24 protein-coding genes and 2 pseudogenes are annotated in these 24,096 nt (G+C 46.9%); 10 read left to right on the top strand and 16 right to left on the bottom strand.

Annotated features, from left to right (window positions below; genetic code table 11):
• Positions 1 to 61: 61 nt before the first annotated feature.
• From JCM14374_RS07385 to mnmA, 4 genes are all read right to left on the bottom strand, one after another.
• A complete protein-coding gene (locus JCM14374_RS07385; protein ID WP_054695508.1) occupies positions 62 to 1,087 on the bottom strand; it encodes an AI-2E family transporter in 1,026 nt (341 codons plus the stop codon).
• 13 nt (positions 1,088 to 1,100) lie between these two features.
• The gene (locus JCM14374_RS13495) at positions 1,101 to 1,271 is read right to left on the bottom strand and encodes a YrzR-like zinc ribbon domain (protein WP_500797392.1); all 171 of its coding nucleotides are present in this window, start codon (positions 1,269 to 1,271) and stop codon (positions 1,101 to 1,103) included.
• Positions 1,267 to 1,737 carry a PRC-barrel domain-containing protein gene (locus JCM14374_RS07380; protein WP_054695507.1) on the bottom strand — a complete coding sequence of 157 codons (471 nt, stop codon included), beginning with the start codon at positions 1,735 to 1,737 and terminating at the stop codon, positions 1,267 to 1,269. Before JCM14374_RS07380 ends, JCM14374_RS13495 begins: the two co-directional genes overlap by 5 nt.
• A gap of 312 nt (positions 1,738 to 2,049) precedes the next feature.
• The gene (mnmA, locus tag JCM14374_RS07375) at positions 2,050 to 3,066 is read right to left on the bottom strand and encodes a tRNA 2-thiouridine(34) synthase MnmA (protein ID WP_278279248.1); all 1,017 of its coding nucleotides are present in this window, start codon (positions 3,064 to 3,066) and stop codon (positions 2,050 to 2,052) included.
• A gap of 192 nt (positions 3,067 to 3,258) precedes the next feature.
• On the opposite strand from mnmA, the gene JCM14374_RS07370 reads away from it, so the two are divergent.
• Positions 3,259 to 4,581: a replication-associated recombination protein A gene (locus tag JCM14374_RS07370; RefSeq protein WP_054695504.1), complete on the top strand. Its 1,323-nt coding sequence runs from the start codon at positions 3,259 to 3,261 to the stop codon at positions 4,579 to 4,581.
• Between the two features lie 40 nt (positions 4,582 to 4,621).
• Here the strand turns inward: JCM14374_RS07370 and trxA are convergent, their stop codons facing one another.
• The 6 genes from trxA to JCM14374_RS07340 all read right to left on the bottom strand — a co-directional run bounded on the left by trxA (position 4,622) and on the right by JCM14374_RS07340 (position 9,109).
• A complete protein-coding gene (gene trxA, locus JCM14374_RS07365) occupies positions 4,622 to 4,948 on the bottom strand; it encodes a thioredoxin (RefSeq protein ID WP_054695500.1) in 327 nt (108 codons plus the stop codon).
• A 20-nt stretch (positions 4,949 to 4,968) separates the two neighbouring features.
• Complete coding sequence (locus JCM14374_RS07360; protein ID WP_054695549.1) at positions 4,969 to 5,244, bottom strand: metal-sensitive transcriptional regulator; 276 nt, start codon at positions 5,242 to 5,244, stop codon at positions 4,969 to 4,971.
• Between the two features lie 304 nt (positions 5,245 to 5,548).
• Positions 5,549 to 6,514, bottom strand: a complete 966-nt coding sequence (locus tag JCM14374_RS07355) for a peptidoglycan binding domain-containing protein (protein ID WP_439646069.1) — start codon at positions 6,512 to 6,514, stop codon at positions 5,549 to 5,551.
• A gap of 29 nt (positions 6,515 to 6,543) precedes the next feature.
• The gene (locus tag JCM14374_RS07350; protein WP_054695495.1) at positions 6,544 to 6,768 is read right to left on the bottom strand and encodes a hypothetical protein; all 225 of its coding nucleotides are present in this window, start codon (positions 6,766 to 6,768) and stop codon (positions 6,544 to 6,546) included.
• Positions 6,769 to 6,783: 15 nt separating this feature from the next.
• Complete coding sequence (locus JCM14374_RS07345) at positions 6,784 to 7,500, bottom strand: PRC-barrel domain-containing protein (RefSeq protein ID WP_054695492.1); 717 nt, start codon at positions 7,498 to 7,500, stop codon at positions 6,784 to 6,786.
• 25 nt (positions 7,501 to 7,525) lie between these two features.
• Complete coding sequence (locus JCM14374_RS07340) at positions 7,526 to 9,109, bottom strand: prolipoprotein diacylglyceryl transferase (protein ID WP_054695489.1); 1,584 nt, start codon at positions 9,107 to 9,109, stop codon at positions 7,526 to 7,528.
• A 359-nt stretch (positions 9,110 to 9,468) separates the two neighbouring features.
• Between JCM14374_RS07340 and JCM14374_RS14570 the strand changes: the two genes are divergently transcribed.
• Positions 9,469 to 10,128: a thiolase family protein gene (locus JCM14374_RS14570; RefSeq protein ID WP_054695487.1), complete on the top strand. Its 660-nt coding sequence runs from the start codon at positions 9,469 to 9,471 to the stop codon at positions 10,126 to 10,128.
• A 95-nt stretch (positions 10,129 to 10,223) separates the two neighbouring features.
• A complete protein-coding gene (locus JCM14374_RS15235) occupies positions 10,224 to 10,748 on the top strand; it encodes a thiolase family protein (protein WP_054695485.1) in 525 nt (174 codons plus the stop codon).
• Between the two features lie 85 nt (positions 10,749 to 10,833).
• Here JCM14374_RS15235 and JCM14374_RS07325 read toward each other — a convergent pair whose 3' ends face one another.
• A complete protein-coding gene (locus JCM14374_RS07325) occupies positions 10,834 to 11,649 on the bottom strand; it encodes an Mrp/NBP35 family ATP-binding protein (protein WP_054695482.1) in 816 nt (271 codons plus the stop codon).
• A gap of 254 nt (positions 11,650 to 11,903) precedes the next feature.
• On the opposite strand from JCM14374_RS07325, the gene JCM14374_RS07320 reads away from it, so the two are divergent.
• The 4 genes from JCM14374_RS07320 to JCM14374_RS07305 are packed head-to-tail and all read left to right on the top strand — an operon-like array spanning position 11,904 to position 14,900.
• Positions 11,904 to 12,827: a metal ABC transporter solute-binding protein, Zn/Mn family gene (locus tag JCM14374_RS07320; RefSeq protein WP_054695479.1), complete on the top strand. Its 924-nt coding sequence runs from the start codon at positions 11,904 to 11,906 to the stop codon at positions 12,825 to 12,827.
• A gap of 23 nt (positions 12,828 to 12,850) precedes the next feature.
• Positions 12,851 to 13,630, top strand: a complete 780-nt coding sequence (locus JCM14374_RS07315) for a metal ABC transporter ATP-binding protein (protein WP_054695476.1) — start codon at positions 12,851 to 12,853, stop codon at positions 13,628 to 13,630.
• Positions 13,631 to 13,640: 10 nt separating this feature from the next.
• On the top strand, positions 13,641 to 14,438 hold the full coding sequence (locus JCM14374_RS07310; RefSeq protein WP_242848876.1) for a metal ABC transporter permease: 798 nt from the start codon (positions 13,641 to 13,643) through the stop codon (positions 14,436 to 14,438).
• A gap of 33 nt (positions 14,439 to 14,471) precedes the next feature.
• Complete coding sequence (locus JCM14374_RS07305; protein WP_054695469.1) at positions 14,472 to 14,900, top strand: Fur family transcriptional regulator; 429 nt, start codon at positions 14,472 to 14,474, stop codon at positions 14,898 to 14,900.
• Positions 14,901 to 15,030: 130 nt separating this feature from the next.
• Here the strand turns inward: JCM14374_RS07305 and JCM14374_RS07300 are convergent, their stop codons facing one another.
• On the bottom strand, positions 15,031 to 15,366 hold the full coding sequence (locus JCM14374_RS07300) for an MOSC domain-containing protein (RefSeq protein WP_083453941.1): 336 nt from the start codon (positions 15,364 to 15,366) through the stop codon (positions 15,031 to 15,033).
• Between the two features lie 255 nt (positions 15,367 to 15,621).
• Between JCM14374_RS07300 and JCM14374_RS07295 the strand changes: the two genes are divergently transcribed.
• On the top strand, positions 15,622 to 16,788 hold the full coding sequence (locus JCM14374_RS07295; protein ID WP_054695468.1) for an iron-containing alcohol dehydrogenase: 1,167 nt from the start codon (positions 15,622 to 15,624) through the stop codon (positions 16,786 to 16,788).
• Positions 16,789 to 16,865: 77 nt separating this feature from the next.
• Here the strand turns inward: JCM14374_RS07295 and ttdB are convergent.
• Together ttdB and ttdA are read right to left on the bottom strand one after the other, a co-directional pair.
• Positions 16,866 to 17,482, bottom strand: a pseudogene (ttdB, locus tag JCM14374_RS07290) (L(+)-tartrate dehydratase subunit beta).
• Positions 17,479 to 18,396 (bottom strand): L(+)-tartrate dehydratase subunit alpha, encoded by a 918-nt coding sequence (gene ttdA / locus JCM14374_RS07285; RefSeq protein WP_369397317.1) that lies wholly within the window; start codon positions 18,394 to 18,396, stop codon positions 17,479 to 17,481. The pseudogene ttdB and the gene ttdA overlap by 4 nt, the downstream one beginning before the upstream one ends.
• Positions 18,397 to 18,530: 134 nt before the next feature.
• Between ttdA and JCM14374_RS07280 the strand changes: the two genes are divergently transcribed.
• Entirely contained in the window at positions 18,531 to 19,451 is a 921-nt protein-coding gene (locus JCM14374_RS07280; protein WP_054695465.1) for a LysR family transcriptional regulator, read from the top strand.
• 43 nt (positions 19,452 to 19,494) lie between these two features.
• Here JCM14374_RS07280 and metF read toward each other — a convergent pair.
• Both metF and metE read right to left on the bottom strand, forming a co-directional pair.
• Positions 19,495 to 20,357 (bottom strand): annotated as a pseudogene (metF, locus tag JCM14374_RS07275) (methylenetetrahydrofolate reductase [NAD(P)H]).
• The gene (metE, locus tag JCM14374_RS07270) at positions 20,354 to 22,627 is read right to left on the bottom strand and encodes a 5-methyltetrahydropteroyltriglutamate--homocysteine S-methyltransferase (protein ID WP_054695462.1); all 2,274 of its coding nucleotides are present in this window, start codon (positions 22,625 to 22,627) and stop codon (positions 20,354 to 20,356) included. Before metE ends, metF begins: the two are co-directional and overlap by 4 nt.
• A 645-nt stretch (positions 22,628 to 23,272) precedes the next feature.
• Here metE and JCM14374_RS07265 point away from each other — a divergent pair.
• The gene (locus JCM14374_RS07265) at positions 23,273 to 24,082 is read left to right on the top strand and encodes an NRDE family protein (protein WP_054695460.1); all 810 of its coding nucleotides are present in this window, start codon (positions 23,273 to 23,275) and stop codon (positions 24,080 to 24,082) included.
• The last annotated feature ends 14 nt before the right edge of the window (positions 24,083 to 24,096 follow it).

The following is a 24,096-nucleotide window of genomic DNA, read 5'->3' as shown; positions in this document are numbered from 1 at the left end:
GTCCCGAAAAGTCTACGCATTTATTTTCACGGATATGTTTCCTGCTGTCAACTTCTCGGCCTCAATAATCTATTAGCCACAGGTAAGCCCGGTTTAAAATTACTTTCAATACCGCCGCCAGCGGAACCGCAAACAGCATACCCCATATTCCCAGAAGCTTGCCCCCGCATAGCAAGGCAAAAACTATTACCAGAGGATGCAAACCCAGCCTGTCACTCATTATTCGGGGAGTAATCAAGTTGCTCTCTGCCTGCTGAATAATCACCATAGCGATAGTGATATAGATAGCCAGCCGCAACGACTGGGATAAGGCCAGGGCCACCGCCGGGACAGCCCCCAGGAATGGACCGAAATACGGTATAAGATCGCAAATCCCTACTACCACACCGATCAAAAGCGGAAACCTTACCCCCAGAATCCATGCTGCCAGGCCTACTGCCAGGCCGACCATGCTGGCTATCATCAGATGCCCTTTAAGGAATTCAATCAAGACATTATCAATTTGGTTGCCCATCAAACTGGCTTCCCGGCGGGCGGACGGCGTGAATAACCCCAGAAAGACATCGCGGATTTTTTCCCAATCATTTAACATGTAGAAAGCCAGAATGGGTGAAAATACCAGAGCCAATACTTTACCCATAAAAATATATATCCCGCTGAGGAACCCATTTAAAGCGGCGTAAATTCCTTTCTCTATCTTTCCCAGGTTTTGACGGCATAGTTCGTTAAGCTGGCCGGGCATATTCATGTCATCAATCCTGCCCAGCATATCCTGAACCTGTTTTGCATATTCAGGATACAACCTGGCCAATGTGGTTAATTCTTTAACCATACCGGGTATGATCAGATACAAAGCAGTTGCCAGCAATACCCCTGCTAAAAGATACAGGATTAAAATTGCCCATACTCGTTTAATGCCCTTTTTCTCAATCCAATTAACAGGGCGGTAAAGAAGGTAGGCTAGAAAGGCGCCTAAAAAGAAAACCAGCACCACCTCGCGAACCAGATAAAAAAAAGAAAAAACGGCGGCCAGCACCGCCATAAATATTATATAACGCAAAATTTTGCGGCCGTTAACCTGCAGCAAGCGCCCATCACCTCTATAACAATTCCGGCGAACGATCCATAGCGATTAAACTGCCGTCTTCGGCCACCTCATACAGATTAATGCGGCCCTTATTGTAATTAAATTCCATAAAACAGTTCCAGCAGTAATACTGTTCACTGCCCACTTTTCCTACCTGCGACCCCCCGCATATGGGACATCTAATTATCATTTAATTCGCTCCCTTCCAACCTGGCTACTGCCGTAAGCGGGCTTTTCCAGGAAATACTATTCAGTTCCACTTCGCTGCGCCCGTTCAGCATATCTTTTATGGCGCCGCGCGATAATTCCACCCCGCGTATCTGATAAACATCAGGCGCCAGGACAAAATCACTGACAATACCCAGTTCTCTGCCGGTGTGATCATACACCGTATCTCCGATTTTGCGGTTATATATGGATAATTCTTCCCTGTTGTTGTAGGGTTTAATACTTCTTATGTTTTTAATGCATACCGCATCGTTGCTCAACTGCAGATCCTGTCTGCGCAGTATCCCGTAACCCTGCGGACTCTCAATAACCAGATAGGATAACCTAAAATCATCGCCTATTACTGCTTTAATCACCCTGCCAACAATCTGAGCTGTGTGTTCATCAAAAACCGGCAGGTTTATTAATCGGCGCAGTTTCACATTAATCTCCCCTCTCTCTATATTTTTCTTTCTTAGTCTTTACTGCAGAAAATAAAAAATGCGGTTAACAACCGCTTATAGTAATCTTAATTATCAATTTTTGTTCAATTATTTATTTTAGATGTATATAATAGTAAAAGAGGTGATTACATGAAAAAACCTGATAAAGATAATATATTAATGATTGTTGGTGCTTTATATTTAATGCTTTGCCCTTTGTTGGGTGCCAAATTTATGATATGGTTCACCCCGTTTTTGTTCATTGTTTCATTGCTCTGGTACAGCTATACACCCAAATCTAAACAAGACTGATTACACAATTATTCCCCCGCCTACAACATAATCCCCTTGGTAATAAACTACCGACTGCCCCGGGGTTATAGCCCGTTGGGGATCGGTAAATTCAACCCGCACATTTCCATCTTCCAGCGGATAAATGACCGCTTCGGCTGCTCTGGCGGCATAGCGTATTTTGGCGTTAACCCTCATAGGAGCTTGTAATTCATCAAACATAACATAATTGTTATGCCTGCTGATCAGTTCAGACTTATAAAGCGTTTCCTCCTGGTCTAAAATCAGCCTATTCTGTGCATATTCCATTGCACAAACATAAACAGGACTCCCGGCAGCAATTCCTAATCCCCTGCGCTGGCCGACAGTGTAAAAAGGCAATCCCTGATGACGCCCCAGAACCTGCCCCCGCCTGTCAACTATCTCGCCTTCCTGGTAATAAATCCTGTCACGAATAAAATCACGGTAATCATTTTCGATAAAACATATCTCCTGGCTTTCTCGGCTGTCCGCGGCGGGCAATCCCTTTTCCCGTGCCAGTCTTTTTACGCCTTCTTTACGCATCTCCCCCAGGGGAAAAATAATATGACTTAGCTGGTCCTGGTTCAGAGCCCAGAGAAAATAACTCTGGTCCTTGGATACATCCAACCCTTTCCTTAATAAATAGCGTTCCCGCTGATCATCATACTCTACCCGGGCATAATGCCCTGTGGCTACCTTGTCGCAGCCAATTCTAAGCGCAGCATCCAGCAGTGCGCCAAACTTTATGTGACGGTTGCACTCCACGCATGGATTGGGGGTATCCCCTTTTTCATATGCTTTACAGAAATAATCGATCACCTTTTGTTGAAAAAGGACGCGCAGGTCGGCCACATAATGTTGAATTCCCAGTAATTCTGCAGCTTCCCTGCCCTTTTCGGCTACTTCTTCATGCCAATTTATCATGGTAAGGCCAATGATCTCATGACCTTGCTCTTGAAGCAATAACGCCGCCAGCGAGCTGTCCACCCCGCCGCTCATTAAAACCGCTGTCTTCACTTGTTTTCTCCCCACAAATTAATTTAGCAGACAATCTGCTAATACAAATTTCGCAGTTGACACAAATCCCGTGTCTTCTGCGTCCATTTCTTAGTATTACCATCAAAAACCGAGTAAATCAAGTCACTGTAACCTGGTGCAAACATTTATTCTGTTTTATAATATTTTCAACAGACTGATTTGGAGGCTTAAATGGATCTCTTTGATACCAACCGGGATAAAATAGTGAACAATAATGCCCCTCTGGCTTACCGCATGCGTCCCCGCAATCTGGACGAGGTGGTTGGACAAAAGGCAGTAGCCCGCGGTTCCGTACTCCGCCGTGCGATTGAAAAAGACCAGCTGCATTCTTTCGTACTGTATGGTCCTCCCGGAACAGGCAAAACCAGTATAGCGCGGGTAATTGCTTCAGCCACCAATTCCTATTTTGATTTTCTGCCCGCGGTTACCAGCGGAGTCAGTGATATCAAACGCACTGCCGCTGAAGCTTCCGATCGTTTAAAATACCACCTGCAGCGAACCATTCTGTTTGTTGATGAAATCCACCGCTTTAACAAAAGCCAGCAGGATGTGCTGCTGCCGTTTGTAGAAGACGGAACCCTCCTGCTTATAGGCGCCACCACTGAGAATCCCCTGTATGAATTAAACAACGCTTTGTTATCCAGAATGAAAATATATATCCTGGAACCCCTTGACGAAACGGCGATAACTCAAGTGGTAAAACATGCCCTTGCAGATAAAGAAAGAGGCCTGGGTGAATACAATATAGCGATTGAGCAGGAAAGTTTGGACTGGCTGGCTGCTGCTTGTAAAGGCGATGGCCGCATGGCCCTGAATATTGTTGAAACAGCCGTGAACTCATTTCTGGACGTGGATAGAGCGAAGAGCATGACTATAACCGCGGACATGCTGCAGATGATTATGTCTCGTCCCATGCTTAATTATGACCGCAGCGGAGACTATCATTATGACACCATATCCGCTTATATTAAAAGCATCCGGGGTTCAGATCCTGACGCCGCTCTTTTTTGGCTGGCGGTAATGCTGGAAGGCGGAGAAGATCCCAAATTCATAGCCCGCCGCATTATTGTTCATGCCGCTGAAGATATCGGGTTAGCTGACCCTTATGCCTTATCGATAGCTGCTGCCGCTGCGCAGGCAGTCGATTTCGTGGGTTTACCCGAAGCACGGATTCCATTAGCCGAAGCCACTATATACCTGGCCACAGCCCCTAAGAGCAACAGCAGTAAAACCGCCATTGACCAGGCCATGAACTTCGTACGCCAGAGCAAAAAAATTCAGGTCCCCAAACACCTGGCTGATGCTTCGCATTCTAAAGCCGGTTCTTTGCTGGGCCATGGTCAGGGATACAGATATCCCCACGATTATGGCGGCTACATAGCCCAGGAATATATGCCCGAAGAAGCCCGGGGAAGTACTTTTTATCAACCTGGCAGAAACGGTTATGAAATAAAAATCGCTGAGTTCTTAAAAAGAATTGAAACAAAAAAATAAGCCCGGCTTGTGATAGAATCAAGCCGAGCTTTTCGTCTCTCTATTTAATTACGTCATCAATTGCCTGCTGCAGCTGGCTTTTTCCCTGAGCGCCCACGATGCGTTTAACTTCAGATCCTCCTTTGAAAAAGGCCAGGGTGGGAACGCCGCGTACGCCAAATTGAACCGCCAAGGCTTTATTTTCGTCCACATTTACTTTGACTACATTAATCTTACCAGCATTCTCACCTGCCAGGGTATCTATGGTCGGCCCCAACATTTTACAAGGTCCGCACCAGGGAGCCCAAAAGTCCACCATCACCGGAAGTTCAGATTGTACCACTTCTTTTTCCCAGGTGTCTTGATTCACGCTTGCAACCTCAGACATCGTATTACCTCCTTCTTCTTTTATCTGAGCAGCCTGCCCATCATAGTGAAAATTTCTTTGAATTCTTCATCGGAGGGACTTTGACTTACATTACGCAGGATGCAGTCTTTAGCATGGTTTTCAAATATTAAGATACCTACCCGGTTTACCGCTGCTTTAACAGCGGCAATCTGGTTAAGAATTTCGCCACAATCACTGCCGTCTTCAATCATGCGCTGCACACCACGTACCTGCCCCTCAATACGTCTAAGACGCATCAATAAAACCTTTTGGGTATTATTTTCCGCTTCCGGCATTGTGTAATACCCCCCATGGGTATTTATATATTTAGTATAAATATGGTATCCAATATTGTCAATAAAAATAAGGGCAGTATTAATGCCACCCTTATCTTTTACCGCTTGATTCAAATTTATGACATCGAGAAGAGCCTTAACGCCTACCAAATAACATAGTGGACGCCTATTCCAGCTCCCATAGCTATAGCAATCCACAGCAGGGTGCGCAGCATTTCCCCGATAACCTGTTTTTTTAACTCCTCCATGCGTTTTCCTCCTTGTTTATGTTCCAATTATTATAACATATGCACGTTGCAGTTGTTTACTTTTTGATTGTTCCCGGTCCTACCAGGATAATAGTGTCAACAGCCGGTGTGGTTTGCTCGGATAAGAGGGTCTTTTCAATTACTTTGCCATGCAGTTTAACCACTCGATATTGTCTGTCCACCAAGCCAGGGGTTCCTTCCCGTTTTATAACGCGCTGGTTGGGGCTAATATGCCGGTCGGTTTTGAATTGTACCCCCGGTTCTATCTTTTCTTTTTCTTTAATATATTTTATTTCTTTCCCTTCCTCAGTCTGACAACCGTAAATCTTAATGATAAGGCTGTTCTTATCGAGCGAAGCTGCCAGCAATATGGGATCTTCCAGGGTATTGGTATAATAGCCCGGAGTTCCTTCCACCTTCAGTCCAGCCTCTGTGCATGCTTCCGTTATAGTTTTATCGACCAGCTGGCATAACTGCTGGTTCGATGCCCATCCATCCTGCAGAAATGAAGCCAGGGTAAAGCTTTCATCCGGCATGAATATTACTCCATTTATGCTGGTCTGAAGGGCTTTATACTGTTCAGCTGTTCCCGGCAGCTTCATTAAGCTGATTCCCAAAACATCTTTTACTTCTTTGATGTCATCCAATCTTACGCGTGGATATACGGGTTCTATTTCCAATTCTATCGGGTCCAAAGACCCTTGGCACAGAGAATCCATTATCTTTGCCAGGCTTTTATTAATGTTTATGGAATAACCATCACGATGAGAAATATATTCCAGGTAATCATTGGCATACATAACACGCGCATCAAGTGCGGGTTTATCATATTGCAATTTAATACTATTCAACTGATCAGTCAGTGAAGATTTATCAAAATTAAATACTGGATTAATATTCTGTTTTGCCCCCCTGATGGTGGCATGATGCAATAACCCGGAAAGTCCTTCATTAGCGGTTACCGCCTCTTCTGCCCTTTCCAGGCTGGCTGAGTAATCATAATTAACCCCCATTTTCTCCAGGGCATATTCAAGTTTTTTATCGGGAAGTTTTAAGGATAGTTTTTCCCCCAGGTGTTCTGCAGCTGGTTGGTAATTACGTTAAGGGCTTCCTCTCTGGTCAGGTTGCCTATGTATACCCCTCCCAGCCATATATTGGAGGGATAAGTATCAGCATCACGCCTGGCCAGCGCAAATGAAACAAAAACCAGGCTTAATATAACTGATGTTATAACCAGTGACATAACCCGGGCGACTATTTTAGTTGAGTCCGTCATATGAAAACTCCCTAATTATTTAACGCACTGGGTCAGCTCCACATATTTGTTATTATTCTCAGCGATTATAATGATTTCTTCCGAAACCACGGTTCCCTCAGCTATCAACACATTGCCGGAACCATCACGGATATCCTGGGTGACTTTCTTGCCTAATAAAAACTGCCTTTGTCTCTGTTTGAAAAATGCTGCCCCTTCGGTTTCAGCAGCCCCGCCGGCTTCGGTCGGCGCAGGGGTAAATGACAGAGGCCCTAGCCCTTCCTGAGGTTCTTTAACCACGATTACATCAGAACCATACGTTAAAACCTGGGTGGCATCAATTATTTCAATACTAGATTCATCATAGGCGCTTCTATATTCCAGACGGGTAATTTTTCCGCTCAATTCATCCACTTCATATTCGGTAATAACGCCGATAAGATTACCTTTATTAGTTAGAACCCGGTTGCCTTTGATTTCTATATTCCTCTGCAAAAGACTGTTGGCGCTGGATGTTTCATTGATGCTGGTCAAAAGATTTTCACTCTCGGTAGTAACCGCATGCTGCCCTATGCCCATAACCGCTTTATAGGGTAATACCCGCGCTCCCACATACCAGCTGCCGTTGCTTACCAGAATAAAGTCAAGTTTGCCCTCCTCTGGATTGAGGACCAGATCTTTAACCTGACCAATTTTTTTCCCGTCAACAATAGAAAAAACAGGCAGGCCAATAATCTCCTGGCTTTTTTTCATTATTTCTTCTCCCTTCCTAAGTGACTTATATGCTTAACACGTGTTCCACTTCCAGGCGAATCCATCGCGGCACCTTGGAATATGGCAGTCCGTTCATGCCCAGGCGATTCAACTCCGCAGCCAGTAATCTTATATATTCCAACTGATAATGTATTTCGTTTATTATATCAGATTTAATTTCTCCCGATTCAATGAATAAACCCATAGTCATTTCGGCCTGCGAATAATTTCCGGTTTCCTTATAGAGATCAAGCAGTTCCAGGGTCAGCAGGTACTTTAACTCCAAGTTGTGCGTAGTCAGCCACGCCTCATTAAATGCATCTATGGCCCGCAGTTCTTGTCCGTTACTCTTGTACCTGAACCCTTGATCAATCAAACTATTTATGTCACTGCTCTGATTTATAACAGGTTGCGGGTCAATAAAAGGTTCCTCATTAATATTCACTTGATTAATATCCGTTTGTAAATCTGCAGGTTCAGGCAGAATTTCTAAAGGTTGCGGCGCAGCCGTCTCAGGTAATAATTCTATAATTTCTTCAGCCTTTTCTACAAGGGGTTCTGTCTGTTCTTCAACCGGGCTGCTTGGTTGATCTGCAGATTCTATCGTTTCTGCTTCCTCTGCGATAACTTCTTCGTTAATAGTTTTTATTTCCTCTGCGGCAAATTCTTCGTCAATTCCTTCTGCCGCAGCTTCATCTGCGACTGCTTCTGAAATATGTTCATTCATGGTTGCGAAAGTCTCTGCTATTGTATCTACCTTGTCCGGCAATATATCACCAGCAAGTTCATATTTTATTGCCGGTTCAGTTATGAGTTGTTCCGGTTCTTCAAGCATATCTGCGTTTTCTGCCTTCGTTTCCTGATGTTCTTCAGCAGGTAAATCTGTAACCATATCCGTTTCAAGATCAACAGCGCTTTCTTCTGGTTGTTCTTCAGGAAGGGCTGCTGCTTCGGAATTTGATTGGTCATCAGTTTCAAGTTCTTTTTTTAAATCAGGTTCTTCATCTTTACCTTCATCTTTAACTTCATCAACGACTGCAATGATTGTTTCTGGTTCATTAACCGGCAAATCATTATCCGCATTACCAGCCGCATCTTGTGCAGGGGATTCGATTTCGCCTGTTTCAGGAACAGCTTCAACGCTTAATACTTGTTCTGCAGAATCAAATGCAGCAGATTCTGTTTCCATTTTCAAATCGTTTTCATTCTGTCCGGGCTGTGCGGGCTTTTCCACAACCTGTTTGTTTTCAGCCTGTTCCATAACTGCCAGCAGCTGATTAACGGTTATCTGTGATACTTCGGAATCAACTGCCAAATCCGCTTGCTGCCGCCATGCGCGCAGGTAAGATGCCAGGGTTTCGAAGTATTTGGCCCGCTGTTTGTGGAGCAGGTATAGGGCCAAAGCCCCTAATACTATAATATACAACGCCATAGAGAATAAACTGCCTAGTCTTTCAACGCTGATAGGGAAAGTTGCAATTACCAGCAGGCAGATACATACTATAGCGGCTATATCCTTGGGTGACAGGCCATCTCTTTTTAAATAATAAGCCAGGGCTAAACCAATAGGAATATATATTAAAATGACATACAGCAAATATTCAAGCATATTAAGCTCCTTCAGAAATTCACCATAATATTTTCGACAGCTAAGGGTGCATTTCCTTTAATTCCTTTAAAAAACACGTTTGATGGCATATGTCCTAGAAAAATAGTCCCGGGTTAACCTATCAGAGATATTATTTGACAAAATTATTCAATTTCCTTTTTTATAGATAACATCTTTTAATGTATCTAAATCAAATGGCAATCGTTGAATTATTTGAATATTGTAACTTTTATTTTTGTATACCGTTTAGAAGGAATATTTACATCAGTTGTAGAATAAAATCAGCGTGAGTGGTTTGTCCCTGTAGCAACGGACAACGTAGAGAAATATTTTAAAAACATTTAAGGGGGATTAGCTGAATGAAAGACGTATTTGTAGTGGAAGCTGCGCGTACCCCGGTGGCCCGCGCCGGCAAACAATCCTGGTTTACCAATGTCCGTGTTGATGAACTGTCCGCTATTGTCTTCAAAGAACTGAGAAAGAGAATCGGACTCGAAGACAAAGCCAAGCAGGGTATCATTGATGACGTAGTTTGGGCAGCAACTGCCAATGCCTTTATGGAACAGGGTCTGAACATCGGCCGCCTGGCCTGGATCCTCTCCGATGGTTCCTATGATGTTCCCGGATGTACAGTAGACCGCTTCTGCGCTTCCGGTGTAAACTCAATTCAGTTCGCCATTGCCACCATGATGAATGGCTGGGGCGGCGATGTAGAAATCGCCGGCGGCTGCCAGCACATGAGCCATATTCCGATGGGCGCTGGCGCTGACATCCATCCTGACCTCGGCAAATATATGGACCTGGGCGCTATCAACATGGGCTACACCGCTGAAATCGTAGCCCGCCGTTACAACATTACCCGCGAACAGCAGGATCAATTCGCGATGGAATCCCATCTGAAATGTGCTGCCGCTCAGGCTGCCAATAAGACCAAAGATACCATTATCCCGATTCAGTGTAAAGTTCCGGCCAAAGCCGCCAAGAATACCAATCCGCATAACATGGCCGCCGCTATGTAGCCACCGATCATCTGGCCAAAGCCGCCGCCGAGAAAGGCGAAGAACTGGCAGAGGTAATCTGCGCACGTGACCAGGGTGTTCGTCCCGAGACCACCATGGAAAGCCTGGCTGCTATGGCTCCGGTATTTATGCAGGATGAAAAAGCATCCGTTACCGCCGGTAATGCCTCTCAGATCAATGACGCCGCGGCCGGTGTAGTTCTGGCCACTGAAGAAGGCTGCAAAGCCCTGGGCCTGAAGCCCAAGATGAAGATGATATCCTGGGCTGTTGTAGGTCTGGAACCCGAAATCATGGGTATCGGACCCGCTCTGGCCATTCCCAAGGTTCTGAAGAGAGCGGGCATGACCAAGGATCAGATTGGTCTGTGGGAAGTCAATGAAGCCTTCGCTTCTCAGTCCGTATACTGCCGCGACACCCTGGGCCTGCCGAAAGACAGAGTCAATGTATGGGGTTCCGGTATCTCCATCGGCCATCCTCTGGCCTGCACCGGCGCTCGCATCGCCTGCGACATAACCGCCCTGTTTGCCGATCCCGACTTCTCCGATGTAGAATACATCGTTGAATCCATGTGCATCGGCCATGGTCATGGCGCTGCCGCCATCTGGCAGAGGGTTAAATAATTAATCTGTAAGTAAATAAAAGGAGGGGCTTATTGCCCCTCCTTTTATTTTACGCCGACAGGTGCTGTTAAGACCCCTGCTTTGCTTATTGCTGATTCTGCGGCAGCTGCGCCAGAATGTTCTCCATGATTTGATCCGCACGGGAAGACAGGTAAAATTCCACTCGTCCTGTATCCAGATGTTCATTTAGATTTTGGTCCCAGGGAAGGCTTCCCAAAAAGGAAATATTCATTTCCGCAGCCACTTTTTCACCCTGACCCGGCCCGAAAATCTTTAGGGTCTCACCGCAATGAGAACAGACCACTTCACTCATATTCTCCACCAGGCCAAGGATCGGCACTTTCATTTTAGCCGCCATTTTTATAGCCTTTTTCACCACCATTAAGGCTAAATCCTGGGGAGAAGAAACGATAACCAAACCATCTACAGGTATACTCTGCAGTACAGTTAATGGCACATCTCCGGTCCCCGGGGGCAGGTCCACCACCAGGTAGTCCAGGTCCTGCCAGTCCACCTCTTCCCAGAACTGCTTTACGGCTCCGGCCAGCAATGGTCCCCGCCATATCACCGGATCATCCTCATTGGGCAGTAAGAAATTAATGGATATCATTTTTATGCCCGAACGGGTTATTACCGGTTCCAAACCAAACTCCGTAGAATGTAATCCGTCCGGTTTTAAACCGAAAACCCGCGCCTGGCTGGGACCGGTTATATCCGCATCCAGTATGCCCACTTTATAACCGGAACGCGCCAGTGATGCAGCGATAAGAGCTGTAAAGGTCGATTTGCCAACGCCTCCTTTACCGCTCATCACCGCTATAACTTTGTCTATCTGGTTTAGAGAACCAATCAAGGCTTTATTATCATTTTCTGCTATGACGTCTTTGTCTATTTTCATCATTTTTCATCGTCACCTCCTTCCATTGATTTAATTAGAAAATGGCCACAGATTAACACTGATGTTCAATTGCCGGGTTTTCAATCTGGTCTTATGTCCATATTTCAGTATAGTGAGGTTATGAACATACGTCAATAAATTATTATAGTCTAACTTTTTAGTTATTTATTGATACTAATGTAACCTTGACCAGTATAAAATATCGCTGTAAACTAAATGCAACTACTTGCATTTAAATCAGAGGGGGGTTGATCAGAATGTTTACCAACCCAAAAAGGCTTTTGAAGTCCCGGGTTCTATCTGCTCTGCTCTGTTCTGTACTGTTGCTAGCATCGGGATGCAGCAGCGCAAAACAAAAAACAGCAGAACCTGTTGGCACTCAACCAGCCAGGCTTTGCGTGGCCGTCTCAATAGTTCCTGAAGCCAGCTACATAAAAGCAATCGGTGAAGATTTGGTGGAGGTTGAAACCATGGTTCCGCCTGGCGCCAGTCCGGAAAATTATGCTCCCTCACCACAAATTATGGAGCGATTAAGCCTGGCCAAAATCTATTTCGCTGTTGGTGTGCCTGCCGAAACCAGCGGTATCTTGCCCAGACTTAGGCAGGTCAACCGGCAGATGAAGGTTGTGGATCTGGCTGCCAAAGTAGACCAGGTCTATCCCGCACGCGAAATCTCTCCTGGGGAAAAAGACCCGCATCGCTGGATGTCTCCGCGGCGGGCGCAGGAAATGGTTAGAATAATAGCCCAGGAGTTGGCTTTAGCAGACCCCTCCAATGCTGAGATTTACCAGAAAAACGCTCGTATTTATCAAGCCCAACTGGCTGACCTGGACCAGGAGATTCGCAATTCACTTGCTAAAGTAAAAGGCAGGTCTTTTATTGTTTACCATCCGGCGATGGGCTATTTTGCCGATGATTATGGCCTCAAGATGATTGCCCTTGAAGAAGAAGGCAAAGAAGCGAACGCACATGACCTGCAAGCGGTAATCGACAAGGCTAAAAAGGAGAATATCAGGGTAGTATTCTATCAGGCGGAAATGGACAGTAAACAGGCTAAAACCCTGGCCCGGGAACTTAACGGGCAGGCTGAGCTTATTGCTCCTTTGGCTCCCGATTATATAGAAAACCTGCGCAAAACCGCTCAGGTTCGCCCGAAATTTATAAATTTTGAAAAAGAATAATAGATGAAAGTCTGGTGTCACGGATGAACAACGCTGTCTGCCTGCAGGATGTCAATGCAGGTTATGGCAATATATCGGCCCTGGAAAATATCAACCTTAACATTGCTGCAGGCAGCTTTACTGGTATAATCGGCCCCAATGGCGGAGGAAAAACCACCCTGCTCAAAATTATGCTGGGGCTTATTGAACCTTGGAGCGGAAAGGTTGAGGTGTTGGGATTAAATCCCAGGGACAGCCGTCGTATGATTGGTTATGTTCCCCAGGCCGCATCAATAAACCGTCAGTTTCCCATCTCTGTGCGCCAGGTGGTGTCGTTGGGCAGGCTGGACGGCAAACGGCCCGCCTTTCATCGTTTCAATAATATGGACCGGGAGGCAATAGACATTTGTTTGCAGCGGCTTGACCTGCAGGACCTGTCTGAACGTCAAATAGGGCAGCTTTCCAGCGGCCAGTTCCAGCGGGTATTGATCGCCCGCGCCCTGGCGGTGGAACCGGTTTTGCTGCTTCTGGACGAACCCACCAGCGGTCTGGACGCCAAATCCAGCAGCCAGGTGTATGATTTGCTGCAGGAATTTAACCGGGAGATGACGATTATTATGGTCACCCATGACACCCTGGCTATAAGTTCATGTGTTGACACCATTGCCTGTATTAATCATCAACTGCACTATCATGGTGAGCCTGATCTCACTCCTGACATTGTTATGAAACTATATGGATGCCCGGTGGACTTGATCGCTCATGGCGTCCCCCACCGGGTCCTGGAAGAACATGGAGGCAGTCATGATTTCCACCATCATTAATTACACTTTTATGCAGAACGCTGTTATGGCAGCCTTACTGGCCAGTGTAGCCTGCGGCATCATCGGCACTATGATTATAGAGAAGCAGCTGGTGATGATGAGCGGCGGGATTGCTCATACCGCTTTTGGCGGGATTGGGCTGGGCTATTATCTGCAGGTAGAACCCATATTTACCGCTCTTGGTTTTTCCCTTATATCTGCTCTGGCTGTTGCCCGCATTCAACGCAGCTCAACGGTTATATCGGATGTTCTAATAGGTATGTTCTGGCCTCTGGGCATGGCCCTGGGCATTGTTTTTATTTCCTTAACCCCCGGCTACCCACCCAGCATGAGCAGCTACCTTTTTGGTGATATTTTAACCGTTTCCCGGTCGGATTTATGGTTAATGCTGGTTCTGGATATCCTGCTGTTATCGGTTACTGTTAGCTTCTATCATCTTTTACAGGCCTACCTTTTTGATGAGGAATTCAGCACCGCTCTGGGGCTGCCGGTGATTTTGGCCGAATCTCTGGTTTACGCCATGATCGCCATAACGGTTGTGGTCTTAATTCGAGTGGTCGGCATAATACTGATACTCGCCCTGCTTTGCGTTCCCACCAGCCTGGCGCGATTATTTACCTATGATCTTGCAGCGATTATGCGTCTGGCCACCTTGCTGGGAGCTGTATTCTGCCTGGCCGGGCTGGCTGTTTCATATCAATACAATATCGCTTCGGGCGCCGCAATCGTCATCCTGTCTGTAAGCGTATATATGGCTGTATACTTGATATATACACCCGGCAAAAGAACTCCTCATCGTTCTGCTTAAGCCTGGGTTATAATAACCAAGAGGAATATTGTTATGGAAAAATCACAATTAGAAAATGAATTAACCCGGAGAGGTTTGAAGCTTACCAAGCCCCGTCAGGCCATACTGAACGCTCTGGCCAGCGAAACGGGCTGGATAACCGCCAGCGATTTGTATGATCGGTTATTGATAGACCATCCCCGCATGGATTTTTCCACGGTGTGCCGCAATCTTGACACCTTGAGCGGTTTGGGTCTGTTATGCCGGGTTGACCGTGATAATAAAGGCGCTTTCGCCTACTGCCTGCCGGAAATGCACGCGCACCACCACCATCTCATCTGCCGCATCTGTGGGAAAGTGAATCCCCTCGATTTTTGCCCCCTGCAGCAGTTAAGCAATTCTCAGACCGGAGAGTTCAAAGATTTGGAATGCCGGTTTGAGGTCTATGGAATCTGCAAGGATTGCCAGGCCAAAAACGAATAGTTTTAAAAATTCATTATTTAAACCTTGCTTTATATTATTTCGGCTATATCCCCTTGATGAATTGTACCGCCGCTGACTACCCTGCAGAACAAACCCTCATGCGGCAAAAGGCTCACTCCAAAGGTGCGGGTTACCACACTGGGTGATCCTCCTTTCCTATCTGGCTGACCTCCAATACTGCATCAGAACCGATTTTAATTTTCTCCCCCACCCCGATTTTTGAAAAATCCAGGCCTTCAATCAATATATTTTCCGCCATCTGTCCCGGGCCAATGTTCATATTCTTCTCTTTATTTATCTTTTGTACGCTCTCCCAGGCCAGGCAGGTTACCTGCCTGCCCCACTCCCCAGCGTGTCCGTCGCCTTCTATGCCAAAACCGGAGATTAATTGAGCCTGCTTCACCTCAGATTTCAGTGTTCCCCTCGCTGCGGAAATACAAATTGAATGTATGCGACCTTTTGTCACTGTTCTCGCCTCCTGTTTCTAACAACCTCATTTCATCATCATTGTCTGAAAGGTTGTGCCTAAAGTTATTATACTATTCATTTCTATCCGTAACAGGCTAATTCAAAACGGTTAGACAGCCTGACGCAACCATCAGTTCATTAAAATGTTTACTGGGCAAGAAACATTATTAGACATTGCTGAAACAAAACATTAGAATAGTTAACGAACCTACGTAAACATTGGTTTATTATCATAGAGAAAGGGCTGACAAAATTGTTAAACTTCGATATGCACATACCAACCCGTATCCATTTTGGGCGGGGAAAAATAGAAGAATTGGGCAGTGAAATGCGGAATTGGGGCAGGAAGGTCTTGCTGGTTTACGGCGGCGGCAGCATCAAGCGCAGCGGGCTATACGATCAATTGATACAGATTTTTCAGGACAATGGTATAACCCATGTCGAACTTGCCGGAGTACAGCCCAACCCACGCATCAGCAGCGTCCGCCAGGGGGTTGATCTGTGTCGCCAGCATGAAATAGAGCTGGTGCTGGCGGTAGGCGGCGGCAGCTCTATTGATTGCGCTAAGGCCATTGCGGCCGGAGCCTGTTACAACGGTGACGCCTGGGACTTTTTTATCCGTCAGGCGCGAATTACTCATGCCCTGCCGGTAGGAACGGTGCTGACCCTGGCCGCCACAGGCTCGGAAATGAACCCCTATGCGGTAATCAGCAACGATGAAACCAAACAGAAGCTGGGTACGGGCAGTTCAGCCCTCTTCCCCCGCTTTTCCATTCTGGACCCCGAGTATAGTTTTTCTGTTCCGCCTGAACAGACCGCAGCAGGAACCGCCGATATCATGAGTCATGTATTCGAGCAGTATTTTAGCCCTACTGAGGGAAGCTATGTTCAAGACCGTCTGGCCGAAGCCATGCTCAGAACATGCATCCATTATGGACCCATTGCACTTGAACAACCGAATAATTACGAAGCCCGCGCCAACCTGATGTGGACAGGCAGCCTGGCCCTAAATGGATTGCTCGGCTCCGGCAAACTGACCGATTGGGCTACCCATGATATCGAGCATCAAATCAGCGCCCTTTACGATGTAACCCACGGCCTGGGTCTGGCTATCCTTACTCCCCATTGGATGAATTATGTCCTGGATGAAAAAACCGCTCCGCGTTTGGCCGAATATGCCCGCAACGTATGGGCTATATCTGAAAGTGATGATATTAAAGCAGCTCGGGCGGGCATAGCCAGAACGGCAGAGTTCTTTAAATCATTGCGTATGGCTTCCAGTCTAAAAGAAATTGGGCTAGAAGAAAAGAGCCTGGAAACGATAGCCCGGCAGGTCACCAACGGAGAAACCCTGGGTGCTTTTAAAAAACTGGACTGTAAGGATGTTTTAAATATACTGCTGGCTGCTTATGAGGGTTAATGCAACCTTTTTTCTTGACGCAAATTCATATCTTGCTAAGGGATTGGCCGGAACGGATTTTGTAATTGGCCGAAGGCTTATTCCAAATAATCGACATGGCGGCAGATTTCCTCTACCACCTCATCCCTTTTCACATTGAATAGCTTTTTATTGTTCTCAAAAAGATTGTTGCCTTGGGTATCAATAGATACGATCAGGGGGCCAAATCCCTTGACCCTCATCACCCACATGGCCTCTGGCATGCCTAAATCAAGCCACTCCACCCGTTCCACCTCTTCCACGCAGTTGGCGGCCAGAACCGCACAGCCGCCGGGAAACACAGTATGCACCGCTTTATATTCCCGGCATCCATCAGCCGTATCAGGCCCATGCCCCCTTTGCCGACCATAAGTTTTAAACCGGTTTGGGCAATAAATTCCTTTTCATATTTTTCCATGCGCATGCTGGTAGTGGGTCCAATGGAAATTACCCGGTACTTTCCCGGCTGTCCTTCGATTTCCTGCATAATCGGCCCGGCATGAAATATCGCCAGGCCTGCTAAATTCACTGGTAAGCTCTTATGTTGTTTTATTAAGCGTTGATGCACATCATCCCGGCTGGTCACCAGATACCCGTTCAGATATACAATATCTCCGATCGTCAATGATTCCAGTTCTTCATCTTGGATGGGAGTGGTAAGTATTTTACGCTTCATAATACTGCTCCTTTATGTGAAATGACTTCATAATCTATATGGGGATTGAATCTTATCGCTGCTCTCCGGTGCGCCCAACAGCCAGTGGACAAGCCCACCGCTATGGTGGCGGGATGACGCGCGGCTTCTTCAATATGCACCCCCATGACGGAATTCTCTCCGCCCAGGCCGCCCGGACCTATCTTAATGGCATTAAGTCCCGCTTCGATCCTTTCCTCCAATTCAGCCCCGCGGGGATTGCTGTTTTTCGTACCCAGCGGACGCAGCAATGCCTTTTTGGACAATTTGGCCGCGACCTCTACGGACCCGGCGATACCGATCCCCACCAGCAGAGGCGGGCAGGCGTTGATACCGTAGGAGGTGATCTGGTCAAAAACGAATTTTACTACTCCTTCATACCCTTCCAAGGGCATCAGCACCCTGGCGGTTCCGGGCAGGCTGCAGCCGCCGCCGGCCATATACACATAAATCTTGGCTTCATCGCTATTAGGTACAATCTCCCAGTCAATCCAGGGTATTCTCTTGCCCACATTGTTGCCGGTGTTTTTCTCATCGAAAACCTCCACCGCGTTATGGCGCAAGGGTCCGATAATAGTGGCTTTCTTCACCGCTTCCCGCAAACATTCCTCTATATCATCGATCAGCGGGAACCGGGTGCCGACCTGCACAAAATACTGGATAACTCCGGTATCCTGACAGAGGGGCCGGTCGAGTTCGTCCGCCAATTTTAGATCCTCAAACATAGCGTCATATACAACCCTGGCCAGAGCAGTATTTTCCTGCACTCTCAGTTCCTTCAGCCTGGCATGAACGTCATCGGGAAGATATTTGCCCGTATAGGCGGTAAATTTGGCCATAATATCAATAAATTTTTGGCGTTGTTCTTCTCTGTCCATGTTTATAGCACCTTCCATAATCACCTTTTACATAATGAATTATAGGTTATGCCCCGCGTGCTGGCAAGTAAAGCTGGAGTCTCTTGATTAAGATACATATAATAGACTTATCACCTGTAATTCTTAAGGAACAGTTTTTTGGGGGTTGATGTATGACGCTCCAGCAACTGCGATACATCATAAAAATAGTCGAATGCGGCTCTATTTCCGAGGCCGCCAAGCAGCTTTTTATATCGCAGCCCAGCCTTTCCAACGCGGTCAAGGAGCTGGAAAACGAACTGGGCATCGAGATCTTCTACCGCACCAGCAAAGGCATATCGTTATCGGCTGACGGTACGGAGTTTTTGTCCTACGCGCGCCAGGTTATCGAACAGACCGAACTGCTGGAACAGCGTTACCTGAATAAGAAGCCCTCCAAACAGCTTTGTTCAGTTTCTACCCAGCACTACGCCTTCGCGGTCAACGCCTTTGTCAACCTGCTGAAATCAATGGACGTGGACGAATATGAGTTTACGCTGCGGGAAACCAGGACCTATGAAATCATTGAAGATGTGAAAAACCTGCGCAGCGAACTGGGTATTATCTACCTCAGCGACTTCAACGAGAAAGTGATAAACAAGATTCTAAAAGAAAACCACCTGGTTTTTAACCTGCTTTTCGAGGCCCAACCGCATGTTTTTATCAGCAGGGACCACCCCCTGGCCAAAAAAGAAAGGGTTTGTCTGGAAGATCTGGACGATTTCCCGTTTCTGGCCTTTGAACAGGGAGAGTATAACTCGTTTTATTTTTCAGAGGAGATTCTGAGCACCGTCCCCCACAAAAAGACTATCCACGTCAGCGATCGCGCCACGCTTTTCAACCTGCTCATCGGGCTGAACGGGTATACTGTCTGCAGCGGGGTTTTAAGCCGTGATCTGAACGGCGATAATATCGTATCCGTGCGTCTTGAGACCAGCGAGAGGATGCGAATAGGCTGGATAATCAACGAGCAAGCCCGTCTCAGTGCCGTTGCCGCGAACTATATAGCCGAACTAAAGCGTGTGATTGCCGAATACGGCTATACTGTGGTGTAAAAAGACCCCCGGCTGATAAAGCGGGGGTCTGCAGCCCTCTTGTTCAGGCGGCCAGCAAGCTGCTGATGGCGGCATATATCTTATGGGCAATATAGGGGTTGTTCATGGTGTAAAGGTGGATTCCGTCCACGCCCTGCGCCAGAAGGTCTACGATTTGATCGACAGCATAGGCGATCCCCGCGTCCCGCATGGCTATGGGGTTGTTTTCGTATCTTTCCATCATAGCGGTAAATTTCCGGGACAGCTTTACCCCGCACAGCGATACCATACGTTCGATCTGCTTCTTGTTTACCACCGGCATAATTCCCGCTTGAATCGGCACGTTTATTCCGGCTATGGCGGCCCGCTCCCGGAAGGAATAGAAATAGCTGTTATCAAAAAACAGCTGGGTAATAAGCTGGTTTACACCGGCATCCACCTTCGTTTTGAGGTTGCGGATGTCTTCTGTCAGGCTCCCGCATTCTCTGTGCCCTTCCGGGTAGCAGGCCCCGATTATATTGAAGTCCCCGTTGGCGCGGATAAATGAAATCAGGTCGCTGGCATACCGGAAATCCTGGCAGGGCTCTAGTTCAGGATTAATGTCGCCGCGCAGGGCCAGAATGTTTTCGATACCCTCTCGTCTGAACCCGTCAAGCATGGCCAGCACGTCTTCCCTGGTCAGATAGAGCCCGGAAGGTGCGCCACGCTCTCAATATCATACAGGTTTTTGACGGCCGAAGCGATCTCCAGGGTGGCGGTGTTGTTCTCGCTCCCGCCGGCACCGTAGGTTACGCTGATAAAGTCCGGTTTCAACCCCTTCAGTTCATCGAGGGTATGGTAGATTACATCGATCGGCGCGGTGCGCCGGGGAGGAAAGACCTCCAGCGACAAAACGGTCTTGTTTTTAAAAATTTCCGATGTCCTCATCTCAAAGCCTCCCTCACTTCCCGGGCGGCGGCAACCAGGTTTTCCAGGCTGGGGACCGTTTCCGCATTCCCTCTGGTTTTAAGGCCGCAATCGGGATTTACCCAGAGCTTTTCCCGGGGGATATTCTGCAATATCTTGTATAGTTCTGCCTTGATCTCATCAACGGTCGGAATTCTTGGTGAATGGATGTCATAAACCCCCGGGCCGACCTCAGTCTTGAACCCGCAGTCTTTTAGCGCGCTTATTATGGCCAGGTCGGAGCGGGAAGCCTCGAAGGTGATAACATCCGCGTCCATCTCGTCAATTTCCCGGATAATATCGCCGAATTCGCTGTAGCACATATGGGTATGGATCTGCGTCTGGGGCTTAACCCCGCTGTGCACCAGCCTAAAGGCTGGTATCGCCCAGTCCAGGTATTCACTGTACCAGTCGCTTTTCCTGAGCGGGAGTTTTTCACGCAGGGCGGCTTCATCGATCTGGATAATCCTAATGCCGTTCGCTTCCAGGTCCAGCACCTCGGCCCTAATGGCCAATGCAATCTGGAAAGCGCACTCTCTCAATGAAATATCCTCACGGGGAAACGACCAGTTTAAAATAGTAACGGGGCCGGTAAGCATCCCTTTCACACATTTGCCGGTCAGCGATTGCGCGTATACGATATAATCAACCGTAATGGGCCGGGGCCGGGAAATATCGCCCCAAATAATAGGCGGTTTTACGCACCTGGCGCCATAAGACTGCACCCAGGCTTTTTCGGTAAAAAGGAAACCCTCCAGGTTTTCGCCAAAGTATTCCACCATGTCATTGCGTTCAAATTCGCCGTGGACCAGGACGTCCAGGCCGATTTTTTCCTGCAGCGCCACACATTCCGCGATCTTCTCTTTATTGAACCGGGTGTATTCTTCCAGTGTTATCCGGCCGTTTTTATAATTAGAGCGGTTGGTCTTTACCTCGGCCGTCTGCGGGAACGAACCGATGGTGGTGGTCGGCAGCAGCGGCAGATTGAATTCTGCCTTTTGTAGTTTTTCCCGCTCCTCAAACGCGGGGCGTCTTATAAAATCCTCCCTGGACAGAGCGGCCACCGCGGCCCGGACAGACTCGTTTGGGCTCAACCTGCAGGATTGGAACAACCGGGTGTTCTGGGAAAATTCTAGGATGCCAGCCGGGTTATCACAGGCTGTGATCATCTTTAGCTCAGCCAGCTCCGCCAGCTTTTCCTCTGCAAAGGCAAAATGCTTCTTAAAACCATCAGACAGGGCAGCTTCATTCTTCAGCGTATACGGGACATACAAGAGTGAACAGGAGGTGTTTAAAACGATGGCGGCGCCGGTTTTTTTCAGTTCATTAATGATATCCAGGGTTAACCTGTAGTTGTTGCGCCAGATATTCTTACCGTTGACCACCCCGGCGAAAAGGGTTTTATCGGCGGGGAAACCGCTGCGTTTTACCAGTTCAAGGCTTTTTTTACCCTCGATAAAATCGAGCCCTATGCCGTCAAAGGGCAGAGAAACGGCCTCCTGGTAGCAGTCGCGTATATCGCCGAAATAGGTCTGTAAGAGTACCCGTATATTGCTTTTGGCCGCCAGGATTTCGCTATAGATTTTATTAAAGAAACCAATATCATCCGCGGTTAAGTCCATCACCAGCGCGGGTTCGTCAAACTGTACCCATTCCGCGCCCAGGAGGTTAAAATTATTTAGAATCTTTGCATATGTTTTGATAATATCGGCGGCAAAATCATCTAACGGTTTATTTCCTGCAGTCCTAGCCAGTTTTAAAAAGGTAAAGGCCCCGATGATAACCGGTTTGGTATCTATCCCCAGGTTCTTAGCTTCGATGAATTCATCGAACGGTTTGGTCCCGACCAGCGATATTTCGGTATCGTCTTCGATCTCCGGCACAATATAATGGTAATTGGTATTGAACCATTTCTTCAGGGCCAGGGCCTTCACATCGCCTCTGGCGCCCTGGTACCCTCTGGCCATAGCAAAATATTCGTCCAGGCTATCAAGCCCCAATTCGCGGTATCTTTGCGGAACAATATTAAACAAAACCGCCGTATCCAGCATATTGTCATAAAATGAAAAATCGTTGGATGGTATGAAGTCGATACCGTTTTCTTTTTGGGTTTGCCAGTGGGTTTTCCGGAGCCGGGCAGCGGCCTCTTGCAGTTCGGCTCTGGTTATAACGCCCTCAAAATACTTCTCGGTAGCAAACTTCAATTCGCGCAGGGTTCCCACCCTCGGGTAACCGATAACGGCTGTTTTCATGGCAGTCCTCACCTTCCTGTATGATGGTAAGAGGAATATACCATGAGAATTCAGCCATAGCATAATATTTGATTTATATGTCTTTTCATAGGTTATATCTATATCCATGCAGATTTCATAAAGATTTTAAACCGGAGCGGCCAGCATTTTACACAAATGGTCATGACGTATAAATGAGGTCATTTCAAAACAAGGTTACCCGATATCTCCTAGTGGCAGGTGGCTGGAGCAGCTTCCATCACCAATTCGCCTACAATCAGCTGACATGGCTCTCCTTCAGGGAGTTTACGGTAATCCTCATAGCTATACCTCTTTTAGGGGTCAGTATTTTTGAATAAAACCTGGTTCATGCATAACGCCTTAAATCCGTAGTATTCACACGCATAAACCCGCCTCCTCTTAGCTAAGAGTTTATAATTATTTTAGCCATTATCCAAGCTTATTTTAACTATTTTATATTATCAGTATTGCCCATAATGCCACAGACAAAACCGCTTCATACACTACCAGGCGTATTCAAGGCTGCGCCACTGTTAATTTCCCTTGCTTTTGCTGGATTGTGCTTTGTATTATAATCATAGACCAGATATTAAATGGCAATATTTAATTAGCCTTCAATTTCTTTGGTTTCATCGGGGAGGAATTATGTGCACAGTTCTTTTTGCTTGTAATTGTCATCCTAAATATAAATTGGTGGTAGCGGCCAATCGTGATGAATACTATGATCGTCCGGCTTTAGCCGCAGGGTTTTGGCTTGATTATCCTGATATCCTCGCGGGAAAAGACTTGCGTGAAGGCGGCGCCTGGATGGGAATTACCACCGCCGGACGGTTTGCGGTTTTAACGAATTACAGAGATCCTGCCACCTACAAACCAAACCGGCCCTCCCGTGGGCATCTGGTTCAAAACTACCTCTGTGGCCATCTTGACCCTGAATCTTACATAGAACAGCTAGAAAAGGATGGAGCAGATTATAATGGTTTCAACCTTTTGTTCGGAACCTGTGACTCTTTATATTATTATTCCAACCGGGAAAAAAGGCTGCGCAAGATAAACAGTGGAATCCATGGACTAAGCAACAGCCTGCTTGACGTACCCTGGCCCAAAGTAACCAAAGGCAAAAAAGTACTGGCAGAAGGTCTGCAAAAGGAGGATATAACGACGGAATTCTTGTTTGCTATGATGGCAGACCGGGAACAGCCGGAGGACCATGATCTGCCCCAGACCGGCGTGAGTCTGGAATGGGAAAGAATGTTGGCGCCAACCTTTGTTATGAGTCCTAAGTATGGCACCAAAACCACCACTGTTATGTTGGTTGACCATGATAATCAGGTTCAATATTGGGAACGCAGTTTCAAACCCGCGGAATTAAATATAGCCAATGAGGTTTATTATGCGTTTAAGGTTTTAAACCATAACGTAACCCTGGCAGATGAGATTAAACAGGCGGAGTAAATTTAAATTATAAA

The sequence above is a fragment of the Syntrophomonas palmitatica JCM 14374 genome (assembly GCF_001311885.1).
In the GTDB taxonomy this organism is placed as follows: Bacteria; Bacillota; Syntrophomonadia; order Syntrophomonadales; family Syntrophomonadaceae; genus Syntrophomonas_A; species Syntrophomonas_A palmitatica.
The sequence above is the reverse complement of the archived record's forward strand: the minus strand, read 5'-3'. Positions and strand labels throughout refer to the sequence as shown.